This is a genomic window from Limnohabitans sp. 2KL-17, from assembly GCF_003063415.1.
Taxonomy (GTDB): domain Bacteria; phylum Pseudomonadota; class Gammaproteobacteria; order Burkholderiales; family Burkholderiaceae_C; genus Limnohabitans_A.
The window spans coordinates 105409-131216 of record NZ_NESK01000001.1; the positions used below are offsets into that span (position 1 = coordinate 105409).

A 25808-nucleotide genomic window follows, 5' to 3' on the forward strand; every position below is an offset into this window, starting at 1 on the left:
TCTCCGGTTCAGGCTACAAAGGGCCTGGCTGAATCAAACGGCCAGGCTTTGCAACTGAACCAAGCCCTTGGGGGTTTGGAGCGTTGCCACCAGGTTCGCCGGGCCTGTGTCTATGCGGATGCCGTCCAAGCCAATGGATTCATAAGCGGCTTGGAGTTTGTCACTGCTCGGGTGGCTGACGGCCAGGCTTTGCAGCGTCACGCCAGAGCGCGGCAAACTGTTGCGCGGATGAAGGCGTAAAGGGTCTGTGGCATCTGGCTTGCCCCATTGGATCAGGGTGGGCAGGGTGCCATCGAAGAGGCGTGCACCGTCTTCGCGCACCGTGATTTGCCAGTTCAGCGTGCCCTTGCCGGACTTGCGACTGGCATGCACCACTTGGCCGCGTTCGATGCCCTGGGTGCGTAAAACATGCCGGGCCGCCTTCACATCGTCGGTGCTGGCCACAAAGTGAATCAACCGTGGGCCTTGTGCCACGGCTTTTTGCAAGCTCACATCGTCCATGTCAAACCAACGCGGTACTTGCGATCGTTTCGGGATCACCGCTTGGGGATTGATCGCGATGATTTCAAAATAAGCCATTGGGAATTTGGGGGATGCGATTTTGAACAGCCGGTTGTGGGTCCCGTATTTTTCATGTTCGCCGCCAGGGGCTGGCGTGATGCCCAAGGTTTCTTCGCACCACTGCACACCTGCTTCGAGCGATGAGGCCATCACCACGAGGTGATCAATTTGAGTTTTCATGTTCTTTGAAGTTGGGTTTTGTTCAAGCATAACGGATGGCCTTCAAGACAAACGTGCCGCCTGTTCGTGCGTTGGTCCGCTGGTCAGCCCTGTGTGCGCTCCTGCCACAATGGCGGTCATTACAAATGGAACGCTTATGTTGATTGATGCAGATGAAAGCCAACTGGTTTTGGTCGATTTCCAGGCCCGCTTGAAACCCGTGATGCTGGACGCCGATGCCGTTTGGGCCAATGCGGCCAAACTGGCCACCTTGGCACAGGCGTTGGATGTGCCGACCTGGGGCACCGAGCAAAACCCTTCTCGCCTGGGTGAGATGCCAGCTGAAATCCGCAGCCATTGCCGCAAGGTTCTGGCCAAGATGCAGTTCAGCGCGGTGGAAGAGGGTTTGGGTGAATGGTTGCAACCCGAGCCTGAACAAGCCCCACGCGGCAATGCCCGCAGCTTGCCTCGCCACCTGCAAAAGCCCCAGCCGGGTGCCCAAGAGCGCAAGACCATCGTGTTGGCGGGGTGTGAGGCCCACATTTGCCTGATGCAAACAGCACTTGATTTGCTCGAAGACGAATTTGAGGTGTGGGTCGTGACCGATGCTTGCAGCTCGCGCACCGAGCGTAACCGGGATGCTGCTTATGACCGTTTGGCCGGCGCAGGGGCCGAACTGGTGACGGCTGAAATGGTGGCTTTCGAGTGGATCCGCAGCGCTGAGCATCCTGACTTCAAATTGTTGCAAAGCCTGTTCAAATGATTTTTTAGGCGCTTTGAGCGTTTCCATCTTGGGAAACTGTCCAGTGCGCGACAAAGTCAGCTTGTAGCAAGTCCTCTGCCCATAATTATGAATTCAGAAGTGGGGCGCTTGCTTGGTTTGTGTGCCCTCATAAAACTCATTTGGCTGGTAATCAGGAGACTTTCATGGGCAGCTTTGCTGACTTTCACGCACGTTCAATCAACGACCGCAATGCCTTTTGGGCCGAGCAGGCCAAGCTGGTGGACTGGAAAGTCCCGCCACAGCAAATTTGCGATTACAGCAACCCGCCTTTTGCCAAGTGGTTTGTGGGCGGCCAGACCAACCTGTGCCACAACGCAGTAGACCGCCACTTGGCCGCGAGGGCAGACCAGCCCGCCTTGATTTTTGTCTCGACCGAGACCGACCAGGAAAAAACCTACACCTACCACGAATTGCACGCCGAAGTGCAGCGCATGGCCGCCATCTTGAAAGATCTGGGCGTGGTCAAAGGCGACCGCGTGTTGATTTACATGCCCATGATTGCCGAAGCCGCTTTTGCCATGTTGGCTTGCGTCCGCTTGGGGGCCATCCATTCGGTGGTGTTTGGTGGTTTCGCCTCGCATTCGCTGGCCACCCGCATCGAAGACGCTTCGCCAAAGGTCATCGTCAGCGCCGACGCCGGCTCCCGTGGTGGCAAAGGCGTGCCCTACAAGCCCCTGCTGGACGAGGCCATCCAACTGTCTGCCCACAAGCCTGCCCATGTGATCATGGTGGACCGAAAGCTGGCCGCCTACACGCCCGTGGCGGGTCGCGATGTGGATTACGCCACCGAACGTGCCAAGCACATGGATGCCGTGGTGCCTTGCGAGTGGGTGGATGCCACACATCCCAGCTACACCTTGTACACCTCCGGCACGACCGGCAAACCCAAGGGCGTTCAACGCGACACCGGTGGCTACACCGTGGCCTTGGCTGCCAGCATGCCCAATGTCTTTGAGGGCAAACCTGGCGGCACTTTTTTTTGCACCAGCGACATCGGCTGGGTGGTCGGCCACAGTTACATCATTTACGGCCCGCTGATCGGCGGCATGGCGACCATTCTTTACGAAGGTTTGCCGATTCGGCCCGATGGCGGCATCTGGTGGAGCCTGGTCGAGAAGTACAAAGTCAACGTGATGTTCAGCGCCCCCACGGCCATTCGGGTGCTTAAAAAGCAAGATCCTGCCTTGCTTTCCAAGTATGACTTGTCCAGCTTGCAGGCGCTGTTTTTGGCCGGTGAACCCCTGGACGAGCCCACCGCCAAGTGGATTTCTGAAGGCCTCAACGGCAAACCGATCATCGACAACTACTGGCAGACCGAGACAGGCTGGCCGATTCTGAGCATCTGCAATGGCGTGGAAAAAGCCCCCAGCAAGTTCGGCTCACCCGGCAAAGCCATTTATGGCTACAACGTCAAACTGGTCGATGATCAGACTGGCGAGGAGCTGACCGGCGCCAACCAGAAGGGCGTGTTGACCATTGAAGGCCCGCTGCCTCCGGGTAACCTGCAAACCATCTGGGGCGATGACGACCGTTTCGTCAAGACCTACTGGAAAACCGTCCCAAACAAGCTGGTCTACAGCACCTTTGACTGGGCGGTGCGCGACGAAGATGGTTACTTCTTCATTTTGGGCCGCACCGACGACGTGATCAACGTCGCCGGTCACCGCCTGGGCACCCGCGAGATCGAAGAAAGCATCTCCAGCCACCCCAACATCGCCGAAGTCGCTGTGGTGGGTGTGGCCGATCAGCTCAAAGGGCAGGTGGCCATGGCTTTTGCCATTGCCAAAGACACCTCGGGACTCACCGATGCCGCTGCGCGCCAAAAGCTGGAAAGCGAAGTCATGAAGGTTGTGGATTCGCAACTCGGCGCTGTGGCCCGTCCATCCCGGGTGCTTTTTGTCTCGGCATTGCCCAAGACACGCAGTGGCAAGTTGCTGCGCCGCGCCATACAGGCTGTGGCGGAAGGCCGCGACCCAGGCGACTTGACCACCATGGACGATCCCGCTGCCCTGCAGCAGATCGTTGATCTGATCAAGGCGTGACAAGCGCAGACCCTGCTTTGCGGGGTCTTTTTTTGTCCATGCTCTTGTCACCCTGTAAGTAACATGTGGGGCAGGCCATGGCACAATGCTCTCTGAACTCAGGCCCTTCCCCTGCCACAGTCGCATCCGCCAATCGGTTTAGCCGTGTCGCGGAAGGTAAATCTCAACCAACTAATGTTTCCCTGAGGGGAACGGAGGTCAGCGAAATATGAGCGAGACTAATTCCGTCTACGCTGCCTATTCAGGCAACACCCACCTTTTCGGAGGTAACGTTCCTTACGTCGAAGAGATGTACGAGAACTACCTTGCCAATCCAGGCAGCGTACCCGACTCCTGGCGCGAATATTTCGACGCCCTCCAACATGTTCCCGCAGTCGATGGCTCCAACGCCAAAGATGTGCCCCACCTGCCGGTGATCAACGCCTTTGCCGAACGCGCCAAAGCCGGTGGCACCAAGGTCGTCATGGCCAGCGAAAACGTCGAGATGGGCCGCAAGCGCACTGCCGTTCAGCAGCTGATCGCCGCGTACCGCAACGTGGGCCAACGCTGGGCCGACCTGGACCCGCTCAAGCGAACCGAGCGCCCCAATATTCCTGACCTTGATCCCGCTTTCTTTGGCTTCACCGATGCCGACCAGGAAACCGTGTTCGATACCAGCAACACTTTCTTCGGCAAGAACAACATGTCCTTGCGCGAGCTGCTCAATGCGCTGCGCGAGACCTATTGCGGCACGCTGGGCGCCGAGTACATGTACACCACCGAGCAGGCAGAAAAGCGCTGGTGGCAACAAAAACTCGAAAGTATCCGCAGCAAGCCGAATTTCGGCGCTGAAAAGAAAAAGCAAATCCTTGACCGCCTGACTGCTGCCGAAGGCCTTGAGCGTTATTTGCACACCAAATACGTGGGCCAAAAGCGGTTTTCACTCGAGGGCGGCGAAAGCTTCATTGCGGCCATGGACGAGTTGGTTCAGTCCGCAGGTGCCCAGGGCGTCCAGGAAGTCGTGATAGGTATGGCCCACCGTGGTCGCTTGAACGTCTTGGTCAATACCATGGGCAAGCTGCCCGCAGACCTGTTTGCCGAGTTCGACCACACTGCCCCAGAAGAGCTGCCTGCCGGTGACGTGAAATACCACCAGGGCTTCAGCTCGGACGTGAACACCACCGGTGGGCCGGTTCACTTGTCGCTGGCGTTTAACCCATCTCACCTGGAAATCGTGAACCCCGTGGTCGAAGGCTCGGTGCGTGCCCGCATGGACCGCCGTGATGACCCTCTGGGCAAGCAAGTTCTGCCCGTTTTGGTGCATGGTGACTCGGCTTTTGGCGGTCAGGGTGTCAACCAGGAAACCCTGGCCCTGGCCCAGACCCGTGGTTACTCCACCGGCGGCACTGTCCACATCATCATCAACAACCAGATCGGCTTCACCACCTCTGACCCTCGCGACATGCGTTCCAGCGTGTTTTGCACCGACATCGTCAAGATGGTCGAAGCCCCTGTGTTGCACGTCAATGCAGACGATCCTGAGACCGTTGTGCTGGCCACTCAGTTGGCCCTTGAATACCGCATGACTTTCCAAAAGGATGTGGTGCTCGACGTGGTTTGCTTCCGCAAACTCGGCCACAACGAGCAGGACACGCCTGCGCTGACGCAGCCCCTGATGTACAAAAAGATTGCCACCCATCCGGGCACCCGCAAGCTGTTTGCCGACAAGCTGACCGCACAAGGTATGGGCGACACATTGGGCGACGACATGGCCAAGGCCTATCGTGCTGCGCTGGATGCGGGCAAGAACACCACCGAACCTGTGTTGACCAACTTCAAGACCAAGTTCACGGTGGACTGGGCCCCGTTCATGGGCAAGAAGTGGACCGACGCTGGCGATACATCCATTCCGCTGGCCGACTGGAAGCGACTGGCCCAGAAAATCACGACCATTCCCGAGTCTGTCACCCCACACCAATTGGTCAAGAAGGTCTACGACGACCGAGCATCCATGGGCCGAGGTGACACGCCTGTGGATTGGGGCATGGGCGAACACATGGCGTTCGCCTCGCTGGTGGCCAGCGGTTACCCCGTTCGTCTGTCGGGCGAAGATTCCGGCCGCGGCACGTTCACACACCGGCATGCAGTGATTCACGACCAGAAGCGGGAAAAGTGGGACACCGGAACTTATGTGGCTTTGCAGAACGTGTCAGACAAGCAGGCACCTTTCGTGGTCATTGACTCGATCCTGTCTGAAGAGGCCGTGCTGGGTTTTGAATACGGCTATGCCTCTAACGACCCCAACACCCTGGTGGTTTGGGAAGCCCAGTTTGGTGACTTTGCCAACGGTGCGCAGGTCGTGATCGATCAGTTCATTGCATCGGGTGAAGTCAAGTGGGGGCGTGTCAACGGCCTGACACTGATGTTGCCTCACGGCTACGAAGGACAGGGCCCAGAGCACAGTTCGGCCCGTGTCGAGCGTTTCATGCAGCTGGCAGCCGACACCAACATGCAGCTGGTTCAGCCAACCACGGCCAGCCAGATTTTCCATGTGTTGCGTCGCCAGATGGTGCGTGATCTGCGCAAGCCCTTGGTCATTTTCACGCCCAAGTCCTTGTTGCGTAACAAAGATGCCACATCGCCGATATCCGAGTTCACCAAGGGCAGCTTCCAGACAGTGATCCCCGAGAACAAGGTGCTCAAGGCAGAGAAGGTCAAGCGTGTCATTGCTTGTTCGGGCAAGGTTTATTACGACCTGGTGAAGTTCCGCGAAGCCAAGGGTGCTGACGATGTGGCCATCATCCGTGTGGAGCAGCTCTATCCGTTCCCGCACAAGGCCTTCGCTGCCGAAATCAAGAAATACCCGAACGCCACCGACACCGTCTGGTGCCAGGACGAGCCTCAAAACCAGGGCGCCTGGTTCTTTATTCAGCACAACATCCACGAAAACATGCTCGAAGGTCAAAAGCTGGGTTATGCCGGTCGTGCGGCCTCCGCATCGCCTGCAGTGGGTTACTCACACCTGCACCAAGACCAGCAAAAAGCACTGATCGAAGCCGCGTTTGCCAAGCTCAAGGGCTTTGTGCTGACCAAGTGATCGACCAGAACAAGCTTGCCTTCAACCTTTATTAAGAGAATCTAAAAATGGCTATCGTAGAAGTCAAAGTCCCCCAATTGTCAGAGTCTGTGGCAGAAGCCACCATGCTGCAGTGGAAAAAGAAAGTCGGTGATTTGGTCGCCGCGGACGAAATCCTCATTGAAATCGAGACCGACAAAGTCGTGCTGGAAGTGCCTGCTCCGGCTGCTGGCGTGATCGCCGAAATCCTTGTCGCTGATGGCGGCACCGTGAATGCCGAGCAACTGATTGCCCGCATTGACACCGAAGGCAAGGCTGGAACTGCAGCCGCAGCACCTAGCGCTGTGGCGGCTGTTGCGACAGCGCCAGTCGCTGCAGCCACTGCGACCAGCGCAAGCATGGCTGGTGTGGCCATGCCTGCTGCTGCCAAATTGATGGCAGACAACAACCTGGCTACTGGCACGGTTGCTGGTTCTGGCAAAGACGGCCGTGTGACCAAGGGCGATGTGCTGTCAGCCGTGGCCGGTGGCGTCAAGTCAACCGCTGCTGTGATCCCCACAGGCGTGCCGACCAAGGCTTTGGTTCAAGTGGCGGCTCCTACTGTCAACATGGGCGACCGCCCTGAGCAGCGCGTGCCCATGACGCGTTTGCGGGCCCGTGTGGCAGAGCGTCTGTTGCAGTCACAGTCGACCAATGCCATCCTCACCACCTTCAACGAAATCAACATGGCCCCGGTCATGGACATGCGCAAACGCATGCAAGATCGTTTCGAAAAAGAACACGGTTGCAAGCTCGGCTTCATGAGCTTCTTCGTCAAAGCTGCTGTGCACGCCTTGAAGAAGTTCCCTGTGCTGAACGCATCTGTGGATGGCAATGACATCGTGTACCACGGTTACTTTGACATCGGTATCGCTGTGGGCTCGCCTCGTGGTTTGGTGGTGCCCATCTTGCGCAATGCCGACCAGATGAGTTTTGCTGACATCGAGAAAAAGATCGCCGAGTATGGCGTGAAGGCCCGTGACGGCAAGCTGGGTATGGAAGAAATGACCGGCGGCACATTCTCCATCTCCAATGGCGGCACGTTCGGCTCCATGATGTCCACCCCCATCATCAACCCGCCCCAGTCGGCCATTTTGGGCGTGCACGCGACCAAGGACCGCGCCATGGTGGAAAACGGCCAGGTCGTGGTTCGCCCCATGAACTATTTCGCCATGTCGTACGACCACCGCATCATCGACGGCCGCGAAGCCGTGCTGGGTTTGGTGGCCATGAAGGAAGCGCTGGAAGATCCAGCCCGCTTGCTGTTCGACATCTGATTTCCCCCTATTGAATGCCCCCTGCCAAGGGGGCGTTTTTCATCCAGAAGGCATTTAGCATGAGCAAACAATTTGACGTCGTCGTCATTGGTGGTGGCCCAGGTGGCTATATTGCGGCCATTCGTGCTGCACAACTCGGTTTTCAGGTTGCCTGTATCGACGAATGGAAAAACGCTGCGGGCGGCCCTGCTCCCGGCGGCACTTGTACCAACGTGGGTTGCATTCCTTCCAAGGCTTTGCTGCAATCCAGCGAGCACTTTGACCACGCCAACCACCACTTTGCAGAGCACGGCATCAGCGCCAAAGATGTGAAGATGGATGTGGCCCAGATGTTGGCCCGCAAGGACAACGTTGTAAAGCAAAACAACGATGGCATTTTGTATCTGCTGAAGAAAAACAAGGTCACGTTCTTTCACGGCCGTGGCAGCTTTGCCGGCAAAGCCGATGGCGGCTACGAGATCAAAGTTGCTGGCAAGACCGAAGAGTCCATCACCGGCAAACAGGTCATCATCGCTACCGGCTCCAACGCACGGGCTTTGCCTGGTACCCCGTTCGACGAGGTGAACGTGTTGAGCAACGATGGCGCATTGCGCTTGGGCGGCGTACCCCAGAAGCTGGCATTGATCGGCTCCGGCGTGATCGGCCTCGAAATGGGGTCAGTCTGGCGTCGTTTGGGCTCGGACGTCACCATCCTCGAGGGTCTGCCGACCTTCCTGGGTGCTGTCGATGAGCAAATTGCCAAAGAAGCCAAAAAAGCATTCGACAAGCAAGGCCTAAAGATCGAACTTGGCGTGAAAGTGGGCGAGATCGTCAACGGCAAGAAGGGCGTGACCGTCAACTACACCAACGCCAAGGGCGAGTCGGTGGTGCTCAACGCAGACAAATTGATCATCTCGATTGGCCGCGTGCCCAACACCATCGGGCTGAATACCGAAGCCGTTGGCCTGCAGCTTGATGAGCGCGGTGCCATCGTGGTCGATGCTGACTGCAAAACCAATTTGCCTGGCGTTTGGGCAGTCGGTGACGTGGTGCGTGGCCCGATGCTGGCGCACAAAGCTGAAGAAGAGGGCGTTGCCGTGGCCGAGCGCATCGCTGGCCAGCATGGACACGTCAACTTCAACACCATCCCTTGGGTTATTTACACCAGCCCTGAGATCGCTTGGGTGGGCCGCACAGAGCAGCAACTCAAGGCCGACGGTGTCGCGTACAAGGCGGGTTCGTTCCCGTTCTTGGCCAATGGCCGTGCACGCGCTTTGGGCGATACGACTGGCATGGTGAAAATGCTGGCCGACGCCACAACCGACGAGATTTTGGGGGTGCACATTGTGGGCCCGATGGCGTCTGAGTTGATTGCCGAAGCCGTGGTGGCCATGGAATTCCGCGCCAGCGCAGAAGACATTGCCCGCATCTGCCACGCACACCCATCCTTGAGCGAGTCGACCAAAGAAGCGGCTTTGGCGGTCGATAAGCGCACACTCAACTTCTAAGCCCATGGCTTGCCCGGAACTGACGTTTCTGGTGAGTTGGGTTAAAGTTCTGCATCCCTGAAAACCCGGGCCTGGTCCCGGGTTTTGTTTTGAATTGAAGAGCAATCAACCCATGTCTGTTCGTGCAGTTTACGAAGAAGAGCTCCAAAAGCGCGGTTACCAAAGCGACCCTGCCCAGTTGCGGGCCATCGAGGCATTGGAGCGTTGCGCCAGCGAATGGGCGGCGTACAAATCCAAACGCTCGAATGTCCTGAAGAAATTCCTCAGCCGCCCGCCAATACCCAAAGGGGTTTACATGTTTGGCGGGGTCGGGCGCGGCAAGAGTTTCCTGATGGATTGCTTTTTTGCGGCGGTGCCGATTGAGCGCAAGACCCGTTTGCATTTTCATGAGTTCATGCGCGAAGTGCACCGCGAATTGGCCGCCATGCAGGGAACCGTGAACCCGCTGGACGAACTGGGTCGGCGCATGGCCAAGCGATATCGGCTCATTTGCTTTGACGAATTTCATGTGGCGGACATCACCGATGCCATGATCCTGCACCGTTTGCTGGTATCGCTTTTTGATAACGGTGTGGGATTTGTCACCACCTCCAACTTTGCACCTGACGGCCTTTACCCTGACGGTTTGCACCGCGACCGAATTCTGCCTGCCATTTCCTTGCTCAACGAGCGCATGCAGGTGCTCAACGTCGACAACGGCACAGACTACCGCCGCCGCACGCTGGAAATGCTCAATCTTTACAACACCCCGCTGGGTGAGCAAGCCGATGCAGCGATGAGCGATGCGTTCAACCGCCTTGCCACGGGGCCGGATGAAGACACGGTTTTGCACATCGAGGCGCGTGAAATCATGGCAAGGCGCCGTTCTGGAGATGTGGTTTGGTTTGATTTTCGGGCCATTTGCGGTGGCCCGCGTTCACAAAATGATTACCTGGAAATTGCGGCCCAGTTCCACACCGTCTTGCTGAGCAATGTGCCCCACATGCCGGTGAGCATGGCTTCTGAGGCCCGACGTTTCACCTGGCTGATTGATGTCTTGTACGACCGCCGTGTCAAATTGATCATGTCAGCGGCGGTACCGCCTGAAGGCCTGTACACCGCGGGGCCCATGTCGCACGAGTTTCCGCGAACAGTCTCACGCTTGCACGAAATGCAGTCCAGCGAATTCCTGGCTCTGGAACACCGCATGGTGGACACAAACCTCACATGAAGCGACTTGCATTGGCTGGCCTTGCCGCATTGACCACATCCTGGCTTGGTGCACAGTCCTTGCTGGGGGAGCCCGAGTTCATCCGCGCTGAGCGTCAAGAGATCACCGTGCAGCGTGAATCGGTCATGGCGGTTTACCAACAAGAAGCTAAAGCCTGTTGGCAAAAATTCGCAGTCAATGCCTGCCTCAGTGAAGCCCGCAGCAAGCGCCGGATTGCGCTGGAGTTGTTGCGACCGCAAGACCTGATTTTGAACGAACAAGAGCGTCATTGGCGAACCGAGCAGCGCAATTTGAGACTAGAAGGCAAGCAGCCAGAAAATCGAAGCACACCATGACGGACATCACTTCCGAGGATCTTCGTTCTCCGCGTCGCCAGTTGATTGAATGGCAGATGGCGCATGCCGACCTGGATGCCCTGATCGACCAGGCCGTGCTGGCGCCGCAACCGCTGGATGAGTTGCTTTTGCGGCGTCTGAAAAAACGCCGTTTGGCTTTGCGCGATCAAATTAACCAATTGCAATGGATGCTCGACCCTAAGGAGCCTGCTTGAGTTTGCTGCTCCAAAGGGTTGCAGAGACCTTGTCAAACCACGGGGCCTTGGCCCATGCGGTTCCGGGGTTTCAACCCCGCGAGGGCCAGACCGATATGGCCATGGCGGTCAGCCAGACGTTGGAGCAGGGTGGCCAGTTGGTGGTCGAGGCCGGCACTGGGGTCGGTAAAACCTATGCCTACCTTGTGCCCGTTTTGCTCAGCGGTCAGCGGGCGCTGGTTTCAACGGCCACCAAGGCGTTGCAAGACCAATTGTTTTCGAGAGACATTCCGCGCCTGGTGGAGGTTTTGGGTTTGCCCATCAGGGTGGCCTTGCTCAAGGGGCGTTCCAATTACCTTTGCTTGCACCGCATGGAGCAAGCACGACACAGCTCAGAAGCAGCTCAACCGGGTGCACAGCGTGCGCTTGCCAAAATTGAAACCTGGTCACAGGCCACCCGCACTGGTGACATGGCCGAGCTGACAGGCCTGGACGAGCGATCTTCCTTGTGGCCGTTGGTGACTTCAACAAGGGACAACTGCCTGGGCTCAAGTTGTCCACGGTATCGCGCGTGTCATGTGAACCTGGCCAGAAAAGAGGCCATGGCCTCCGACGTGGTGGTCATCAACCACCATCTTTTCTTTGCCGACATGGCAGTGCGCGAATCGGGTGTGGCCGAATTGCTGCCCACCGTGCGCGTCACGGTGTTTGACGAGGCGCACCAGCTCAATGAGATCGGTGTGAATTTTTTGGGCAAGCAATTGTCGATGACCCATTTGCTGGAGTTGTCGCGTGATGTTCTGGCCACAGGTTTGCAGTTGGCCCGTGGCTTGGTGGAATGGCATGCGTTGACAGACCTTCTTGAAAAATCTGCCCGTGACTTGCGCCTGGCTGCGGGCATGCACCGTGGCTCTGTGCGATTGCGCTGGACGGAGACCGTGCCCGAAGGTGTGGACGCCTCTGATTGGAGCCTTGCTTTGCAAAATTTGGTTCATTCACTGGCACAGTTGCAAACCGGTTTGGAAGCTGTGGTTGAGTTAGCCCCCGATTTTCAGCGCCTCTTTGAACGCGGCCGCGAGCTGAGCGAAAAGGCTGTTTTGTTCTCCAGTGCGCCGGACAGCGAGGGCGTTCGCTGGGCCGAAGTCAGCGCGCAACTGCGCTTGGTGGAGTCACCCTTGGACATCGCGCAGGCTTTTTCGGCCTGGGTCAAACCGGCGCAAGAGCCCTTGGCCCCCGACACCGAAGACGCATCTGATGCTGATTCCGTGCAGGCCTTGATGGCGGGAGACCCTCGGCATGTTGTGGAAAATCCATTACTCACGGGTGGTGGTGTCGGCCAAAGGGCCTGGATTTTCACATCGGCCACTTTGGGCGACGAACCCAGTTTGCGTTGGTTCACCGAGCCTTGCGGCTTGACCTCAGCGCAAGTGATGCAAGTCAGCAGCCCGTTTGACTATGCGCAGCAAGCCGCCTTGTATGTGCCTGAACATTTGCCCAAGCCCGGCGATCCTGGGCATGCTGCCCATGTTGCGCAATTGGTGGCCGAGGCTGTGGTGCTGCTGGGTGGGCGAACATTGGTTCTCACGACCACCCTGAACGCCATGCGCGCAATCGGTGAGTATTTGCAGACCCGATTGGACGCCAGTGCAAATGTTGAAGTTCTGGTTCAAGGACAAAGCCCCAAGCGGCGACTGATGGAGCGCTTCAGGGAGGGGGCAGGTGATCAGCGGCCTGGCTGCGTTCTGGTCGCTTCGGCATCGTTTTGGGAAGGTTTTGACGTTCCCGGTGAGGCCTTGCAGTTGGTGGTCATCGACAAACTGCCGTTTCCGCCACCGGGCGATCCACTGTTTGAAGCAAGAAGTCAGCGCATGACGCGCAAGGGGCGCAGCGCCTTTGCAGATCATGCCTTGCCTGAGGCCGCTGTGGCCCTTAAACAAGGCGCTGGGCGATTGATACGCAGCGAGACTGACCGCGGCGTTCTGGTCGTTTGTGACACGCGGTTGGCCACCATGTCATATGGCCGAAGGCTGGTGAGGGGCTTGCCGGAAATGCGGCGTCTGAACGGGCACCCGGAATTTTTGTCGACCTTGCGTCAATTCACCACAGACGCCACCAGCTCGTAGGCTTTTTGAATCCTTCTGCCTTGAGGTAGTCGGACTGTGGAAAGTTCTTGGCGAGTACCCGCTTGGCGTCATCGCGCAAAGCAGTCATGCCCAAGGCATCGTAGGAGCTCACCAAAATGGACAAAGCTTCCTCCACTGCGGGCACACCTTGGTAGTCGGCGATGGCTTGCTGAGCGCGGTTGACTGCTGCAACATGCGCGCCGCGAGTTGCGTAAAAGCGGGCAACATGCACTTCGTAAGAGGCCAATGCATTCACGATGTGAAGCATGCGCTGGCGTGCTTCGGGCGTGTATTTGGAATCAGGAAAGCGTGTGGTCAGCTCTTTGAAGGCTTCATAAGAATCTTTGGCCGCCTTCTGGTCGCGCTCGGACAAGTCTTGCTTGGTGAGGAAGGAAAACATGCCCAGGTTGTCATTGAAATTGACCAAGCCCTTTAAATAGATGGCGTAGTCCAGGGCCGGACTTGCGGGGTGCAATCGGATGAACCGGTCCAAAGTTGCTGTGGCCTGAATTTTGTCACCTGTCTTGTACTGGGCATAAGCCTTGTCGATCTGGGCCTGCTGAGCCAAAACGGTGCCCGCAGCACGGCCCTCGAGCTTCTCGTAAAAACCAATGGCCTTTTCCCAGGCTCCTGAATTGGCCTCGTCGCGTGCTTCTTTGTAAATTTTCTCCGGGGTCCAACCAGCAGTCACATCCTTGGTGGTGTTGGCGCAGCCGGAAAGAAACAGCAGCACTGAAACAACCAGGCCGACCGGAACCATCGATAATCTGAAGCTACGCATCTGTGACACCCTAGAACTGTTGAACATTTTGATTATATCGGCCGACCCTGCAATGCAAGACAACGTCACCTTGATGGAAGACGGTGAACGCCCACTGGAAGCGTCTGAAGAAGAGGTTCGCACGATCCAGGTGCCCATGGCGCTTCATGGCCAGCGGCTGGACCGCGCTTTGGCACAGCTGGTGCCCGAGTTCTCACGCAGTTATTTGCAGCAATTGATCGAACAAGGCGATGCCCTGATCGATGGAAAGACTGTGACCAAGGTGTCGTCCAAGGTGCGTCTGGGGCACCGCATCGAAGTGACCCTGCGGGCCACACCACAGTCACAGGCTTTTGTACCTGAAGAGATGCCAATCGATGTGGTCTATGAGGATGCGCACCTGCGCGTGATCAACAAGCCTGCGGGTCTGGTGGTCCATCCGGCCCCTGGCAACTGGCGCGGCACCTTGCTCAATGGTCTGCTGGCCCTGGATCCTCTGGCGTCTGAGGTGCCCAGAGCAGGCATTGTTCACCGCTTGGACAAAGACACCAGTGGCTTGATGGTGGTGGCGCGAACACGCCAGGCCATGGATGCTCTGGTTCAGCAAATTGCGGCCAGAGAAGTGCATCGCCAATATTTGGCCATTGCCCACAAGTCATGGATGTCGACTTCCCCCACAACCTTAGAGGCTGCAGTTGGCCGGGACCCGGCGAACCGTTTGCGCATGGCGGTGGTCGATTTGACTTACCAATCGGGAAAGACGGCAGCGACGACGGTCGAAGTGCTTGATAAAAACACCCTGGCGAGCCTGGTGAAATGCACTCTGCACACAGGCCGCACCCACCAAATTAGGGTTCACATGGCCCACGTCGGGCACCCGCTGCTAGCGGACGTTGTTTACGGGGGCGCCAAGGCCGCCGACATGACGCGCCAAGCCTTGCACGCATGGCATTTGGCCTTCATTCACCCCATCACAGGACAATCGGTCGATTTGACCTCCGCCTTGCCTGCAGACATGGCGCAAGCCCTTTCAATTTTGGGGCTCAGCTACAATTCAGAGCTCCTGGGAGCTTGAGTCAGATTTTTCTGGCTCGGACAATCCCGGTGATTGGCAGCTTGCCAAGCCTCCAGAACGGGGTTTTTCTTGTCTGAAAAACCATGTTCTCTGCACCTTCGACGCCGTGAGGCGTCTTTTTCCCGAAAGATAGACACATGAATACGGCGCAAGCCAAGCGTGTCCTGGAAACCGCCTTGCTCACGGCAGGTCAGCCATTGTCAATTCGCGACATGCGCGTTTTGTTTGACGACGCACTCGGGGCCGACACCTTGCGGCAGATGCTGCAGGATCTGAAGCTCGAGTGGACCCCAAAAGGCCTTGAGCTGACCCGTGTAGCCAGCGGTTGGCGCTTTCAAAGTCGCCCGGAGTTGCGCCAGTTTCTGGACCGTTTGCACCCTGAAAAGCCTCCCAAATACACCCGCGCTGTGCTCGAGACGCTGGCGATCATCGCCTACCGTCAACCGGTTACCCGGGGGGACATGGAAGACATCCGTGGGGTCACCATCGGCTCCCAGATCCTCAAACAACTGGAGGATCGCGGTTGGGTGGAGGTCATTGGCCACCGAGAGACCGTGGGCCGTCCTGGCTTGTACGCCACGACACGACAATTCCTCGATGATCTGGGTCTTTCTGCACTTGACCAGTTGCCGATGCTGTCCCAGAGCAATGGCCAAACAACTGCTTTGTCCAGCCTCGTCGAGCAGATGCCTGTCCAGCCATCCTTGTCGCTTGAAGAAGACAACAGCGTCAAGCCTTTCGACATGCCCGTCGCGGCTGACGCAGCGCAACAAGTTCAAGATCAGGCCGCAGCCAAGGCCCTGCATGAATCTGAGGACTTTTTGCAAGAGGCGCACGATGAAGCGCACATATTGCCCGTAGCTGCAAGCCCGTCCGAGCCACGCGATGACATCGGCATGCCTCACGACCGCAGCGATGGCCCCCCCCTTTCTGCGAACCCAGATAACCACCCTGACCACCCTCTGCATGGCGAAAAGTCCACCCCTGAATGAACCAAGAACCTCACGACGACACCTCGTCCTTTCTCCCGGATACAGATGTCCGCCAGCCCCAAGCGGGCCCGTCGGGCGAGTCGGCCTATAAGCCGATTGCGTTGGCCGATGTGGTGTCTGGCCAATTCGACGATGAAGAAGCCACCCAAGACCTCACCGTCGACTTGGGAAAACGCGTATTGGCGCCCCAGACCGACTCTCCCAAACTGCACAAAGTCCTTGCGCAAGCGGGCATGGGCTCACGTCTGGAGATGGAAAAGCTGATTGTGGAAGGCCGCATTTCGGTCAACAATGAACCTGCCCACGTCGGTCAGCGGGTGCAATACGGCGACCAGATCAAGGTCAATGGCAAACCCATTCACATCCGGATTGACCCGCCACCGGCCCGGGTGCTCGCGTACCACAAGCCTGCAGGCGAGATCGTTAGCCATGACGATCCGCAAAACCGCCCATCCGTGTTTCGTAAATTACCCCGTTTGCAAAATGGCAAATGGCAATCTGTGGGGCGTCTTGACCTGAACACCGAGGGCTTGCTGCTTTTCACCAGTTCGGGTGAGTTGGCCAATCAGTTGATGCATCCCCGGTTCGGGCTTGAACGTGAATATGCTGTTCGCGTGCTGGGCGCTTTGAGCAAAGACGAAAAGCAGCGCTTGCTGGATGGCGTGATGCTGGACGACGGCGCCGCCCAGTTTGGCTCCATCGAAGACGGCGGGGGCGAGGGCTCCAATTGTTGGTACCGTGTCACGATTTCCGAGGGGCGCAACCGGGAGGTTCGTCGCATGATGGAATCGGTGGGCCATGCGGTGAGCCGCCTGATCCGCATCCGATACGGTGCCATGGTTTTGCCGCACGGCTTGCGTCGCGGTGCCTGGCTTGAACTGGATGAAGCCGATATTCGGGCACTCATGCGTGCTGCTGGCACAACAGAGCGTCCTCGGTCTACCGAGGCGCGGCCAGTGTCGCGAACGAACCGCAATGATCGACGTCCACGCACAGGCGGTCAGGGCCGCACAGGAACAGCTGTGCCGCGCGCCAAACCAGTCGCCAAGCCCAACAGGGCGCCAGGCGCCTCGGGGACCGGTTTGCCGGATCCAGTGAAGACAAATACGTCTTTCATTGGTGCAGAGAGTTTCAACCGGCTGAAGAAAACGCCTGGCAGCCCAGGCCGGGGCGGACGTGGCAGCGGCGGTGGAACCCGCAGTCGCTGATTTCTGTTTCAACTGTGGGGGAATATGCTGCCATGGTGCCTTTTTGCAGGGCTCCTCAGGTTAGAATGACGGGCTTTGCTGTAGGGCAAAAATGCTTATAAATCACTCTGTTACAGGAAAAACAATGGCCATCGAACGCACACTCTCCATCATCAAGCCCGACGCAGTCGCCAAAAACGTCATTGGGCAGATTTATGCCCGTTTCGAAGCTGCAGGCCTGAAAGTGGTCGCATCCAGGATGGCGCATCTGTCGCGCGGCGAAGCCGAAGCTTTTTATGCTGTGCACAAAGCACGTCCTTTCTTCAAGGATTTGGTCGATTTCATGATTTCCGGTCCCGTGATGATTCAGGCCTTGGAAGGCGAAAACGCCATCTCCAAGAACCGTGACCTGATGGGCGCGACAGATCCCAAGAAAGCAGATGCCGGCACCATCCGTGCTGATTTTGCGGACAGCATCGATGCCAACGCCGTGCATGGCTCTGATGCGCCTGAAACTGCTGCCGCTGAAGTCGCATTCTTCTTCGCTGGCATGAACGTTTACACCCGCTGACAGCGTCGCGGCAACAACGCGACCTCAAACATCATGACGGCCAACCTTCTCGAATTTGATCTGGATGGTTTGGCCGTTTTTTGTGAGAGCCTTGGCGAAAAGCGTTTCAGGGCGACCCAATTGTTTCGTTGGATACACCAACGGGGTGCCAGTGATTTTGACCAGATGACCGATCTGGCGAAGTCATTGCGCCAAAAACTCCAGTCTCGCGCACATGTTTCTTCGCTGCCCTTGATCAGTCAGCACATTTCGACAGACGGCACCATCAAATGGCTGTTCGATGTCGGCGATGGCAACGCCATAGAGTCGGTGTTCATTCCCGAAGACGACCGGGGCACCTTGTGCATCTCATCCCAGGCCGGTTGCGCTGTAGGGTGCCGTTTTTGCTCTACGGGTCACCAGGGCTTCAGCCGCAATCTGACAACGGGTGAAATTCTCGCCCAGTTGTGGTTTGCCGAGCATTTTTTGCGCAAGCACCTGCAGACCGATGAACGCGTCATCTCCAACGTGGTGATGATGGGCATGGGCGAGTCCCTGCAAAATTACACCGCATTGGTACCGGCACTGCGTGCCATGCTGGACGATCACGGTTACGGCTTGTCGCGCCGCCGTGTCACCGTGTCCACCTCAGGTGTGGTGCCCATGATCGAGCGACTGTCGACCGATTGTCCCGTCGCTTTGGCCGTGTCTCTTCACGCACCTCATGACACCTTGCGTGACCATTTGGTGCCACTCAACCGCAAATATCCGCTGGATGAATTGATGCAAGCTTGCATCGCTTATCTGGCCCATGCGCCGCGAGACTTCATCACGTTTGAATATTGCATGCTGGACGGCGTCAACGACCAGGCTGAGCACGCCAACCAGCTCATTGATCTGGTTCAAAAGCATGCTCGTCAGGGCCTTCGATGCAAATTCAACCTGATTCCCTTCAACCCGTTTCCTGCTTCTGGGTTGCTGCGCTCGCCCAACGCCCGCGTACAGGCCTTTGCCAAACAACTTCAGGATGCGGGTTTGGTCACCACGGTTCGCAAAACCCGAGGGGACGACATTGACGCCGCTTGTGGTCAACTGGCGGGAGATGTAAAGGACCGCACACAAGTGCAAAATCGCATGGCTCAGCAGCGAACCATCATGCTGGTGCCCGCTTATTCTGTTCAAACACAGGAGTCTGGTGATGCCTGAAAACGATCGTTTGGACAATACCTCGGGGCCAACCGACGGCACTCCTGCCCCGCCCCTGACGGCAGGCAAGTTGTTGAAAACCGAACGGGAGCGGGCGGGTGTGCATCTGGGGGTTTTGGCTGTCAACATGAAGGTTTCGGTCCGTCAACTGGAGGCCCTAGAGGCTGACCAGTACCCAGCAGACCAAAGCCCTGTTTTTGCCCGTGGACTGGCAGCCAGTTTTTGCCGTCAATTGCGTATCGACCCTGCGCCAATTTTGGCTTTGATGCCACGCACCGCCAATTATCTTGAGCCACATGGTGCGGTACGCCAAGCGCTTGTTGCACCTGCTGATTTTCGGCGAGTGACCCGGTCGCCGAGAGGCTTGCAGGTTCAGGCCTGGTGGACTGCGGGCGGGATGCTTCTCCTGATCGCCGCACTCATCTGGCTACCAGGCCCGTCGCAATGGTCCTGGCTGGAAAGCGTGACGGCTTACATGAACCCACCGGATGCCGATGTGCGTACGCTCAGCCTGCCTCCTCAAGCCATGCCGATGCCAGTCCCCTCTACCTCAGACTCTGCATCAATGGGGGCTGTTGCGGGTGTCCCTGCCCTGACAGAGGCATCACCCGCAACCCCTGCAGTCGAGCCACCCGCTGTCATTGAAAACCCGCAAACTGCTGTCACGGGGAAAAATATCCAGGCAATCCCATCTGTCGGATCACCGGCTTCAGCGCTTTTGGTTGTCGCAACACAGACCAGTTGGGTTGAAGTTCGGGATGCCAAAAACCAGGTGATCTGGAGTGGTGTATTGAGCCCGGGCGACACCCAACGCCTGCCAACAGCGGATCTGATGTCCGTCGTTGTGGGCCGCGCAGACGCCGTTCAAGTGACTTTCAAGGGGCAATCTTTTGATCTTAAACCGCACACCAAAGCCAATGTGGCACGTTTCGAGGTGAAACCATGATCACGCCATCACCCATTGCCATCGCTTTGCCCGCACAACGCAAGAGCCGCCAGTCCCGAGTTGTCTGGGGGTCCCGTGTGGTGACCGTCGGCGGGGGCGCCCCCGTTCGCGTGCAGTCCATGACCAACACCGACACCGTGGATGTGATTGGCACGGCCATCCAGGTCAAGGAACTGGCCATAGCCGGTTCCGAAATGGTGCGGATCACGGTCAACACCCCCGAGGCAGCGCAAGCTGTGCCGCATATTCGTGACCAACTCGACAAAATGGGCATCGACGTGCCTCTGATTGGCGATTTTCATTACAACGGCCACCGTTTGCTGACCGATTACCCTGCATGCGCCGAGGCACTGTCCAAGTACCGCGTCAACCCCGGCAACGTGGGCAAGGGTGATAAACGCGATGTGCAGTTCGGCCAGATGATCGAAGCGGCTGTGCGCTGGAACAAAGCCATACGCATTGGCGTGAATTGGGGCAGCCTAGACCAGGAGTTGCTCGCAGAGTTGATGGACCAGAACAGCCTGCGAGCTGAACCCTGGGAGGCTCGGCAGGTGATGTACGAAGCCCTTATTTCGTCGGCTATTTCCTCTGCACAGCGTGCTGAAAGCATGGGTCTTGATGGGGCCCAAATCGCTTTGTCCTGCAAGGTATCGGGTGTTCAGGACCTGATCTCTGTCTACCGTGAGTTGGGTCGCCGCACCGATTACGCCTTGCATTTGGGCCTGACCGAGGCAGGCATGGCCACCAAGGGCACCGTGGCCTCGGCCACAGCTTTGGCCATCTTGCTGCAAGAGGGGATTGGCGACACGATCCGTGTTTCGTTGACCCCACAACCGGGTGAAGCGCGTACGCAAGAAGTGGTGATTGCCTCTGAAATTTTGCAGTCACTGGGTCTGCGCATTTTTGTGCCCAGCGTGACCGCATGCCCAGGCTGCGGGCGCACGACCAGCAGCACCTTTCAGGAACTGGCCAAGCAGATTGATGACTTTTTACGCGCCCAGATGCCCGTTTGGCGTGTCCGTTACCCTGGGGTCGAAAACCTCAAGGTGGCGGTCATGGGCTGCATTGTGAACGGCCCTGGCGAAAGCAAGCATGCCGACATCGGCATCAGCCTGCCCGGTACGGGCGAGGCGCCAGCGGCTCCTGTTTTCATCGACGGGGAAAAGCGCCTGACATTGCGCGGCGAAGGCATTGCACAAGAGTTTCAGGTCCTGGTCGAAAACTACATAGAGAACCGTTTTGGTTCAGGATCTACCGAGAAAAAATGAGCGAGTTTCTTCCAGATATCAGCCCCAAGCCTGCCAAAGCCCAGAAGCTGGTGGGTGTCAAGGGCATGAACGATGTGCTGCCACCTGACTCCGCGCGCTGGGAGTGGCTGGAGGCCAAAGTGCGCACGCTCATGTCGCGTTACGCCTACCGCAACATCCGTACGCCCATCGTCGAGCCCACCGCCTTGTTTGTGCGCGGCTTGGGTGAGGTCACAGACATCGTCGAGAAGGAAATGTATTCCTTCGAGGACCGCCTGAATGGCGAGCAGCTCACTTTGCGGCCCGAATGCACGGCCGGTGTGGTGCGCGCGGTGGTCGAGCACAACATGCTTTATGAAGGTGGCAAACGCCTGTATTACATGGGGCCAATGTTTCGCCACGAGCGCCCGCAACGTGGCCGTTACAGGCAGTTTCACCAAATTGGCGCCGAGGTGCTGGGTTTTGCAGGTGCCGAGGTGGATGCTGAATTGATCCTCCTGGCCGATGCGCTTTGGAAGGAGTTGGGCCTCAATGATGTGCGACTTGAGCTCAACAGCCTGGGCCAGCCCACCGAGCGGTTGGCTCACCGCGCCGCCCTGATTGCACATCTAACACAGCACGCTGACTTGCTGGACGATGAGGCCAAACGCCGGCTGCACAGCAACCCGTTGAGAATTCTGGACACCAAGAACCCGGCCATGTTGAGCGTGGTCGAGTCGGCACCGCGTCTGCTCGATTTTCTGGGCGAGGCTTCCCTCGCCCACTTCCATGCGGTCCAGGCGATTTTGGACGCCAACGGCGTCTTGTACAGCATCAACCCTCGTTTGGTGCGGGGCATGGACTATTACAACCTCACGGTGTTCGAGTTCATCACCACCAGCCTGGGTTCGCAAGGCACCATCTGCGGTGGTGGCCGCTACGACTACCTGATCGAGCAGGTGGGCGGCAAACCGGCGCCGGCAGTGGGTTGGGCGCTGGGTGTCGAGCGCGTGCTCGAACTGATCAAGGATCAGGGAGAGGCCTTGCCAGAACCCGCCCCCGATGTGTACGCGATCGTGCCCGAAACGACAGCATTGCCTGTTGCCATGCAGGTGCTTCAAGTTTTGCGAGCCCAGGGCGTATCGGCCCAAATGCACGCTGGCAGCGGCGACAGCATGGGCAGCATGAAGTCCCAATTCAAGAAGGCCGATGCTTCTGGCGCCCGTTTTGCATTGGTTTTCGGGGCTGAAGAAATGGCCCAAGGTCTCGTCGCCGTCAAATCGCTGCGAGACGGAGCGGGTGCCCAGCGCACCGAGTCCCTGACCAGTGCAGCCGCTTGGGCCTACAGCCTACAATCGCCGCTTCAAAGCGCAACCAGCAGTTAAATCACCATGGCCAAAGCACTCGACCTTGAAGAACAAGAACAACTCGACCAGATCAAACATTTCTGGAAGACTTGGGGCAACCTGATTTCCTGGCTGTTGATTGCGGTTTTGGGCAGCTTTGCCGCCTGGAACGCTTACCAATATTGGGACCGAACCCAAGCTGAAAAAGCGGCTGCGCTTTATGACGAAGTTGAGCGGGCAACGGCCTCAGGTGACATCGCCCGTGTAGAGCGCAGTTTGGCCGACATGAAGGACAAATTCGGCTCAACTCAATTTGCCTTGCAATCTGCTTTGCTGGCGGCCAAAACCCTGCAAGCCCAAGGCAAGACCGATGCGGCGCGTGAAGCGTTGCTCTGGGTGACTGCCAACGCAAGCGACAAAGCATACCGAGACATCGCACGTTTGCGACTGGCCTCTTTGCAGCTCGATGCCAAGGCTTATGACGATGCTTTGAAGCAATTGGGCATGGAATTCACCCCCACCATGGCCGGTTTGGCGGCAGACCTGCGTGGCGATGTGTTGCAGGCCAAGGGCCAAGCGAGCGAAGCCATTGGGGCTTACCAGCAAGCCTGGCAAAAAATGGCAGATTTCCCTGATTACCGGCGCTTGGTGCAAGCCAAACTCAATGCCCTGGGCGTTGATCCTGAGTCGACTGCTGTTGCGGAGACCCCGAAGTGATGACTTTTTTCAACCATTTCTGGACCCGGTCGACCTTGACCGTGGCCTTGACAGTCGCCATTGCTGCTTGTTCCAGCGCACCCGAGAAGCCCCAGCCTGCCGCATTGCCTGCCGTGACTGGTCAATTGGCGGTTCAAAAAGTCTGGAACCACACGGTGGGAGCCGTGACGACGCCGTTGTTGGCCTCCGTCCATGGCGACCAGGTGGCCGTGGCCTCAACGCTGGGGCAAGTGGTTTTGATCAATGCCAGCACGGGTCAGGAAGTTTGGCGCCTCAAGCTCGATAGCCTTGTTCAAGCGGGCGTTGGTGGTGACGGTCAGCGTTTTGCTGTGATCACGCAAAACAACGAAGTTGTGGCCATTGAAGCCGGGCAAGTAATCTGGCGTCACCGTTTGTCTGCCATTTCCCACACACCGCCCCTGGTGGCGGGGGGGCGGGTTTTTGTGCTGACCGCTGACCGTGCTGTCACGGCGCTTGATGGCGCTTCAGGTCAAAAGCTCTGGACCCAGCAGCGAACTGGCGACCCACTGGTCTTGCAACAAGCCGGTTTATTGATTCCTTTTGGCGATAATTTGTTGGCAGGTTGGGGGGGGCGCTTGGCCTCCTTGAATCCGAATACAGGCGCCGTTCGCTGGGAAACACTGGTGGGCTCTTCACGCGGAACCAATGAAGTTGAGCGCTTGGTTGACCTGGTGGCCGGTGTCAGCCGTCCAGGCAATACCGTGTGTGTTCGCGCTTTCCAGTCTGCTGTGTCCTGTGTGGATGCGAGCCGTGGCAACACTTTGTGGACACGTCCAGCGCAGGGCCACACTGGCCTGGACGGTGACGAAACCCTTGTTTTTGGTGCCGAGTCCGACAGCAAAGTGGTGGCTTGGCAGCGTCAAAGTGGTCAGCCAGCCTGGACACAAGAGGCCTTGCGCTTTCGGGGTTTGACCGCACCTTTGGTGCTGGGTCGCTCTGTTGTGTTGGGCGATGACAAGGGCAGTGTCCATTTCCTGTCAAGACAGGACGGACAAGCCTTGCAGCGTTTGAGTACGGACGGCAGTGCCATTGTGGGCAAGCCCGTCGCCGCTGGCCAGACTTTGGTGGTGGTGACACGCACTGGGGGCATCTTCGGATTTCGCCCTGAATGATGGATTGGAAAATTTTTAAGTGAAACCTGTACTGGCCCTGGTGGGCCGCCCCAATGTGGGTAAATCTACGCTGTTCAACCGACTCACCAAAAGCCGCGATGCCATCGTGGCCGATTTTGCGGGTTTGACCCGTGACCGACACTACGGCAACGGCAAGCAAGGCCGTCAGGAGTTCATCGTCATTGACACCGGAGGCTTTGAGCCCGACGCCAACAGCGGCATCTACAAGGAAATGGCCAAGCAAACACGGCAGGCCGTGGCAGAGGCCGATATCGTGATATTTGTCGTGGATGCGCGTGGCGGTTTGTCAGCGCAGGATCACGATATTGCCAAATATTTGCGCAAAATCGGCAAGCCCTGTCTGCTGGTTGCCAACAAGTCCGAGGGCATGCTCGAAGGCATTCAACTGACCGAGTTTTACGAGCTGGGTTTGGGTGAAGTGATCGCCATTTCGGCTGCCCACGGCCAAGGAACGCGTGGCTTGGTAGAACTGGCGCTCGAGTCTCTCAATTTGCCTGAAGACCCGGAAGAAACCGAAGAAGACCCGACAGTCATCAAGCTGGCTGTTGCAGGACGCCCCAACGTGGGCAAATCCACACTGATCAATACCTGGTTGGGCGAGGAGCGACTGGTCGCTTTTGACATGCCTGGCACCACGCGCGACGCGATTTCGGTACCTTTTGAACGCCAGGGTCAGAAATTCGAGTTGATCGACACTGCCGGTTTGCGCCGCAAAGGCAAGGTGTTTGAAGCCATCGAAAAATTCTCAGTCGTCAAAACACTCCAAGCCATTGAGTCTGCCAACGTGGTTTTGCTGCTGCTCGATGCCGAGCAGGGCGTCACAGACCAGGATGCACACATTGCAGGGTACGCCCTTGAAAGCGGTCGCGCCATGGCAGTTGCCATCAACAAATGGGATGCGATCGACGAATACCAGCGGCAGTTGGTGCAGCGTTCAATCGAAACGCGTTTGCCTTTCTTGAGCTTTGCCAATATGCACTTCATTTCGGCCAAAAAGCGCCAAGGATTGGGTCCCGTCTGGGCCTCCATCGTCCAGGCGCATAAATCGGCCATGTGCAAAATGAGCACGCCCATTTTGACCCGCCTCCTGCTGGAGGCTGTGCAGTTCCAGAGCCCGCAACGGGGAGGCATGTTTCGTCCCAAGCTGCGTTATGCGCACCAGGGGGGCATGAACCCGCCCGTGATCGTGGTCCACGGCAACTCTCTGGAACATGTGACCGATACCTACAAACGCTTTCTGGAAGGGCGTTTTCGCAAGGCCTTCAATTTGTCGGGCACGCCCCTCAGGATCGAGATGAAAACTTCGACCAATCCTTATGCGGACAAAGAATCCAGTTGATATTTGAGGAAATCGGTTTTTCTCAAAACCCGCTTCTTACCCTG

The 25808-nt window shown here is 57.6% G+C and carries 22 protein-coding genes; 20 read left to right on the forward strand and 2 right to left on the reverse strand.

Translation table 11 applies throughout. The features are described 5' to 3' along the window. Nucleotides 1-33 precede the first annotated feature (33 nt). Nucleotides 34-741 carry a VOC family protein gene (locus B9Z45_RS00490; protein ID WP_108405272.1) on the reverse strand — a complete coding sequence of 236 codons (708 nt, stop codon included), beginning with the start codon at nucleotides 739-741 and terminating at the stop codon, nucleotides 34-36. 136 nt (nucleotides 742-877) lie between these two features. Here B9Z45_RS00490 and B9Z45_RS00495 point away from each other — a divergent pair, with 136 nt between their 5' ends. The 9 genes from B9Z45_RS00495 (at nucleotide 878) to B9Z45_RS00535 (ending at nucleotide 13266) form a co-directional block, all read left to right on the forward strand. Next, nucleotides 878-1483 (forward strand): isochorismatase family protein, encoded by a 606-nt coding sequence (locus B9Z45_RS00495; protein WP_108405273.1) that lies wholly within the window; start codon nucleotides 878-880, stop codon nucleotides 1481-1483. Between the two features lie 140 nt (nucleotides 1484-1623). Beyond that, on the forward strand, nucleotides 1624-3546 hold the full coding sequence (locus B9Z45_RS00500; RefSeq protein WP_255561972.1) for a propionate--CoA ligase: 1923 nt from the start codon (nucleotides 1624-1626) through the stop codon (nucleotides 3544-3546). Between the two features lie 208 nt (nucleotides 3547-3754). Further along, the gene (locus B9Z45_RS00505) at nucleotides 3755-6622 is read left to right on the forward strand and encodes a 2-oxoglutarate dehydrogenase E1 component (protein WP_108405275.1); all 2868 of its coding nucleotides are present in this window, start codon (nucleotides 3755-3757) and stop codon (nucleotides 6620-6622) included. Between the two features lie 47 nt (nucleotides 6623-6669). Next, nucleotides 6670-7917: a 2-oxoglutarate dehydrogenase complex dihydrolipoyllysine-residue succinyltransferase gene (gene odhB / locus B9Z45_RS00510; RefSeq protein WP_108405276.1), complete on the forward strand. Its 1248-nt coding sequence runs from the start codon at nucleotides 6670-6672 to the stop codon at nucleotides 7915-7917. Between the two features lie 59 nt (nucleotides 7918-7976). Further along, nucleotides 7977-9404: a dihydrolipoyl dehydrogenase gene (lpdA, locus tag B9Z45_RS00515; RefSeq protein ID WP_108405369.1), complete on the forward strand. Its 1428-nt coding sequence runs from the start codon at nucleotides 7977-7979 to the stop codon at nucleotides 9402-9404. Between the two features lie 112 nt (nucleotides 9405-9516). Beyond that, a complete protein-coding gene (zapE, locus tag B9Z45_RS00520) occupies nucleotides 9517-10614 on the forward strand; it encodes a cell division protein ZapE (RefSeq protein ID WP_108405277.1) in 1098 nt (365 codons plus the stop codon). Next, entirely contained in the window at nucleotides 10611-10949 is a 339-nt protein-coding gene (locus B9Z45_RS00525; protein ID WP_108405278.1) for a hypothetical protein, read from the forward strand. Before zapE ends, B9Z45_RS00525 begins: the two co-directional genes overlap by 4 nt. Beyond that, complete coding sequence (locus B9Z45_RS00530) at nucleotides 10946-11164, forward strand: DUF465 domain-containing protein (RefSeq protein WP_108405279.1); 219 nt, start codon at nucleotides 10946-10948, stop codon at nucleotides 11162-11164. Before B9Z45_RS00525 ends, B9Z45_RS00530 begins: the two co-directional genes overlap by 4 nt. 95 nt (nucleotides 11165-11259) lie before the next feature. Beyond that, on the forward strand, nucleotides 11260-13266 hold the full coding sequence (locus B9Z45_RS00535; RefSeq protein ID WP_108405370.1) for an ATP-dependent DNA helicase: 2007 nt from the start codon (nucleotides 11260-11262) through the stop codon (nucleotides 13264-13266). Here the strand turns inward: B9Z45_RS00535 and B9Z45_RS00540 are convergent. After that, on the reverse strand, nucleotides 13241-14047 hold the full coding sequence (locus tag B9Z45_RS00540; RefSeq protein ID WP_108405280.1) for an outer membrane protein assembly factor BamD: 807 nt from the start codon (nucleotides 14045-14047) through the stop codon (nucleotides 13241-13243). The genes B9Z45_RS00535 and B9Z45_RS00540 overlap by 26 nt on opposite strands. 52 nt (nucleotides 14048-14099) lie before the next feature. Between B9Z45_RS00540 and B9Z45_RS00545 the strand changes: the two genes are divergently transcribed. From B9Z45_RS00545 to der, 11 genes are all read left to right on the forward strand, one after another. Then, nucleotides 14100-15101: an RluA family pseudouridine synthase gene (locus B9Z45_RS00545; protein ID WP_108405281.1), complete on the forward strand. Its 1002-nt coding sequence runs from the start codon at nucleotides 14100-14102 to the stop codon at nucleotides 15099-15101. Nucleotides 15102-15238: 137 nt separating this feature from the next. Then, nucleotides 15239-16093 carry an SMC-Scp complex subunit ScpB gene (gene scpB / locus B9Z45_RS00550; RefSeq protein ID WP_108405282.1) on the forward strand — a complete coding sequence of 285 codons (855 nt, stop codon included), beginning with the start codon at nucleotides 15239-15241 and terminating at the stop codon, nucleotides 16091-16093. After that, the gene (locus B9Z45_RS00555; RefSeq protein ID WP_108405283.1) at nucleotides 16090-17301 is read left to right on the forward strand and encodes a pseudouridine synthase; all 1212 of its coding nucleotides are present in this window, start codon (nucleotides 16090-16092) and stop codon (nucleotides 17299-17301) included. The genes scpB and B9Z45_RS00555 overlap by 4 nt, the downstream gene beginning before the upstream one ends. A gap of 124 nt (nucleotides 17302-17425) precedes the next feature. Then, nucleotides 17426-17851, forward strand: a complete 426-nt coding sequence (gene ndk / locus B9Z45_RS00560; protein WP_108405284.1) for a nucleoside-diphosphate kinase — start codon at nucleotides 17426-17428, stop codon at nucleotides 17849-17851. Between the two features lie 33 nt (nucleotides 17852-17884). Further along, the gene (gene rlmN, locus B9Z45_RS00565; RefSeq protein ID WP_108405285.1) at nucleotides 17885-19036 is read left to right on the forward strand and encodes a 23S rRNA (adenine(2503)-C(2))-methyltransferase RlmN; all 1152 of its coding nucleotides are present in this window, start codon (nucleotides 17885-17887) and stop codon (nucleotides 19034-19036) included. Next, nucleotides 19029-19982 carry a helix-turn-helix domain-containing protein gene (locus tag B9Z45_RS00570; RefSeq protein WP_108405286.1) on the forward strand — a complete coding sequence of 318 codons (954 nt, stop codon included), beginning with the start codon at nucleotides 19029-19031 and terminating at the stop codon, nucleotides 19980-19982. The genes rlmN and B9Z45_RS00570 overlap by 8 nt, the downstream gene beginning before the upstream one ends. Then, entirely contained in the window at nucleotides 19979-21250 is a 1272-nt protein-coding gene (gene ispG / locus B9Z45_RS00575) for a flavodoxin-dependent (E)-4-hydroxy-3-methylbut-2-enyl-diphosphate synthase (protein ID WP_108405287.1), read from the forward strand. The genes B9Z45_RS00570 and ispG overlap by 4 nt, the downstream gene beginning before the upstream one ends. Then, on the forward strand, nucleotides 21247-22593 hold the full coding sequence (gene hisS / locus B9Z45_RS00580; RefSeq protein ID WP_108405288.1) for a histidine--tRNA ligase: 1347 nt from the start codon (nucleotides 21247-21249) through the stop codon (nucleotides 22591-22593). Before ispG ends, hisS begins: the two co-directional genes overlap by 4 nt. 6 nt (nucleotides 22594-22599) lie before the next feature. Continuing rightward, on the forward strand, nucleotides 22600-23271 hold the full coding sequence (locus B9Z45_RS00585) for a tetratricopeptide repeat protein (RefSeq protein ID WP_108405289.1): 672 nt from the start codon (nucleotides 22600-22602) through the stop codon (nucleotides 23269-23271). Then, entirely contained in the window at nucleotides 23271-24404 is a 1134-nt protein-coding gene (bamB, locus tag B9Z45_RS00590; RefSeq protein ID WP_108405290.1) for an outer membrane protein assembly factor BamB, read from the forward strand. Before B9Z45_RS00585 ends, bamB begins: the two co-directional genes overlap by 1 nt. A gap of 19 nt (nucleotides 24405-24423) precedes the next feature. Beyond that, nucleotides 24424-25764, forward strand: coding sequence for a ribosome biogenesis GTPase Der (gene der, locus B9Z45_RS00595; protein ID WP_108405291.1), 1341 nt, complete (start codon nucleotides 24424-24426; stop codon nucleotides 25762-25764). Nucleotides 25765-25808 lie beyond the last annotated feature (44 nt).

Coding starts and splice junctions, on each gene's coding strand:
- B9Z45_RS00530 (WP_108405279.1), top strand. CDS start 10,946: ATGACGGACATCACTTCCGAGGATCTTCGTTCTCCGCGTCGCCAGTTG.
- lpdA (WP_108405369.1), top strand. CDS start 7,977: ATGAGCAAACAATTTGACGTCGTCGTCATTGGTGGTGGCCCAGGTGGC.
- B9Z45_RS00525 (WP_108405278.1), top strand. CDS start 10,611: ATGAAGCGACTTGCATTGGCTGGCCTTGCCGCATTGACCACATCCTGG.
- zapE (WP_108405277.1), top strand. CDS start 9,517: ATGTCTGTTCGTGCAGTTTACGAAGAAGAGCTCCAAAAGCGCGGTTAC.
- scpB (WP_108405282.1), top strand. CDS start 15,239: ATGAATACGGCGCAAGCCAAGCGTGTCCTGGAAACCGCCTTGCTCACG.
- rlmN (WP_108405285.1), top strand. CDS start 17,885: ATGACGGCCAACCTTCTCGAATTTGATCTGGATGGTTTGGCCGTTTTT.
- B9Z45_RS00490 (WP_108405272.1), bottom strand. CDS start 741: ATGAAAACTCAAATTGATCACCTCGTGGTGATGGCCTCATCGCTCGAA.
- ispG (WP_108405287.1), top strand. CDS start 19,979: ATGATCACGCCATCACCCATTGCCATCGCTTTGCCCGCACAACGCAAG.
- hisS (WP_108405288.1), top strand. CDS start 21,247: ATGAGCGAGTTTCTTCCAGATATCAGCCCCAAGCCTGCCAAAGCCCAG.
- B9Z45_RS00545 (WP_108405281.1), top strand. CDS start 14,100: ATGCAAGACAACGTCACCTTGATGGAAGACGGTGAACGCCCACTGGAA.
- ndk (WP_108405284.1), top strand. CDS start 17,426: ATGGCCATCGAACGCACACTCTCCATCATCAAGCCCGACGCAGTCGCC.
- B9Z45_RS00585 (WP_108405289.1), top strand. CDS start 22,600: ATGGCCAAAGCACTCGACCTTGAAGAACAAGAACAACTCGACCAGATC.
- B9Z45_RS00540 (WP_108405280.1), bottom strand. CDS start 14,047: ATGCGTAGCTTCAGATTATCGATGGTTCCGGTCGGCCTGGTTGTTTCA.
- B9Z45_RS00505 (WP_108405275.1), top strand. CDS start 3,755: ATGAGCGAGACTAATTCCGTCTACGCTGCCTATTCAGGCAACACCCAC.
- B9Z45_RS00555 (WP_108405283.1), top strand. CDS start 16,090: ATGAACCAAGAACCTCACGACGACACCTCGTCCTTTCTCCCGGATACA.
- odhB (WP_108405276.1), top strand. CDS start 6,670: ATGGCTATCGTAGAAGTCAAAGTCCCCCAATTGTCAGAGTCTGTGGCA.
- B9Z45_RS00495 (WP_108405273.1), top strand. CDS start 878: ATGTTGATTGATGCAGATGAAAGCCAACTGGTTTTGGTCGATTTCCAG.
- B9Z45_RS00535 (WP_108405370.1), top strand. CDS start 11,260: ATGGCCATGGCGGTCAGCCAGACGTTGGAGCAGGGTGGCCAGTTGGTG.
- bamB (WP_108405290.1), top strand. CDS start 23,271: ATGACTTTTTTCAACCATTTCTGGACCCGGTCGACCTTGACCGTGGCC.
- B9Z45_RS00570 (WP_108405286.1), top strand. CDS start 19,029: ATGCCTGAAAACGATCGTTTGGACAATACCTCGGGGCCAACCGACGGC.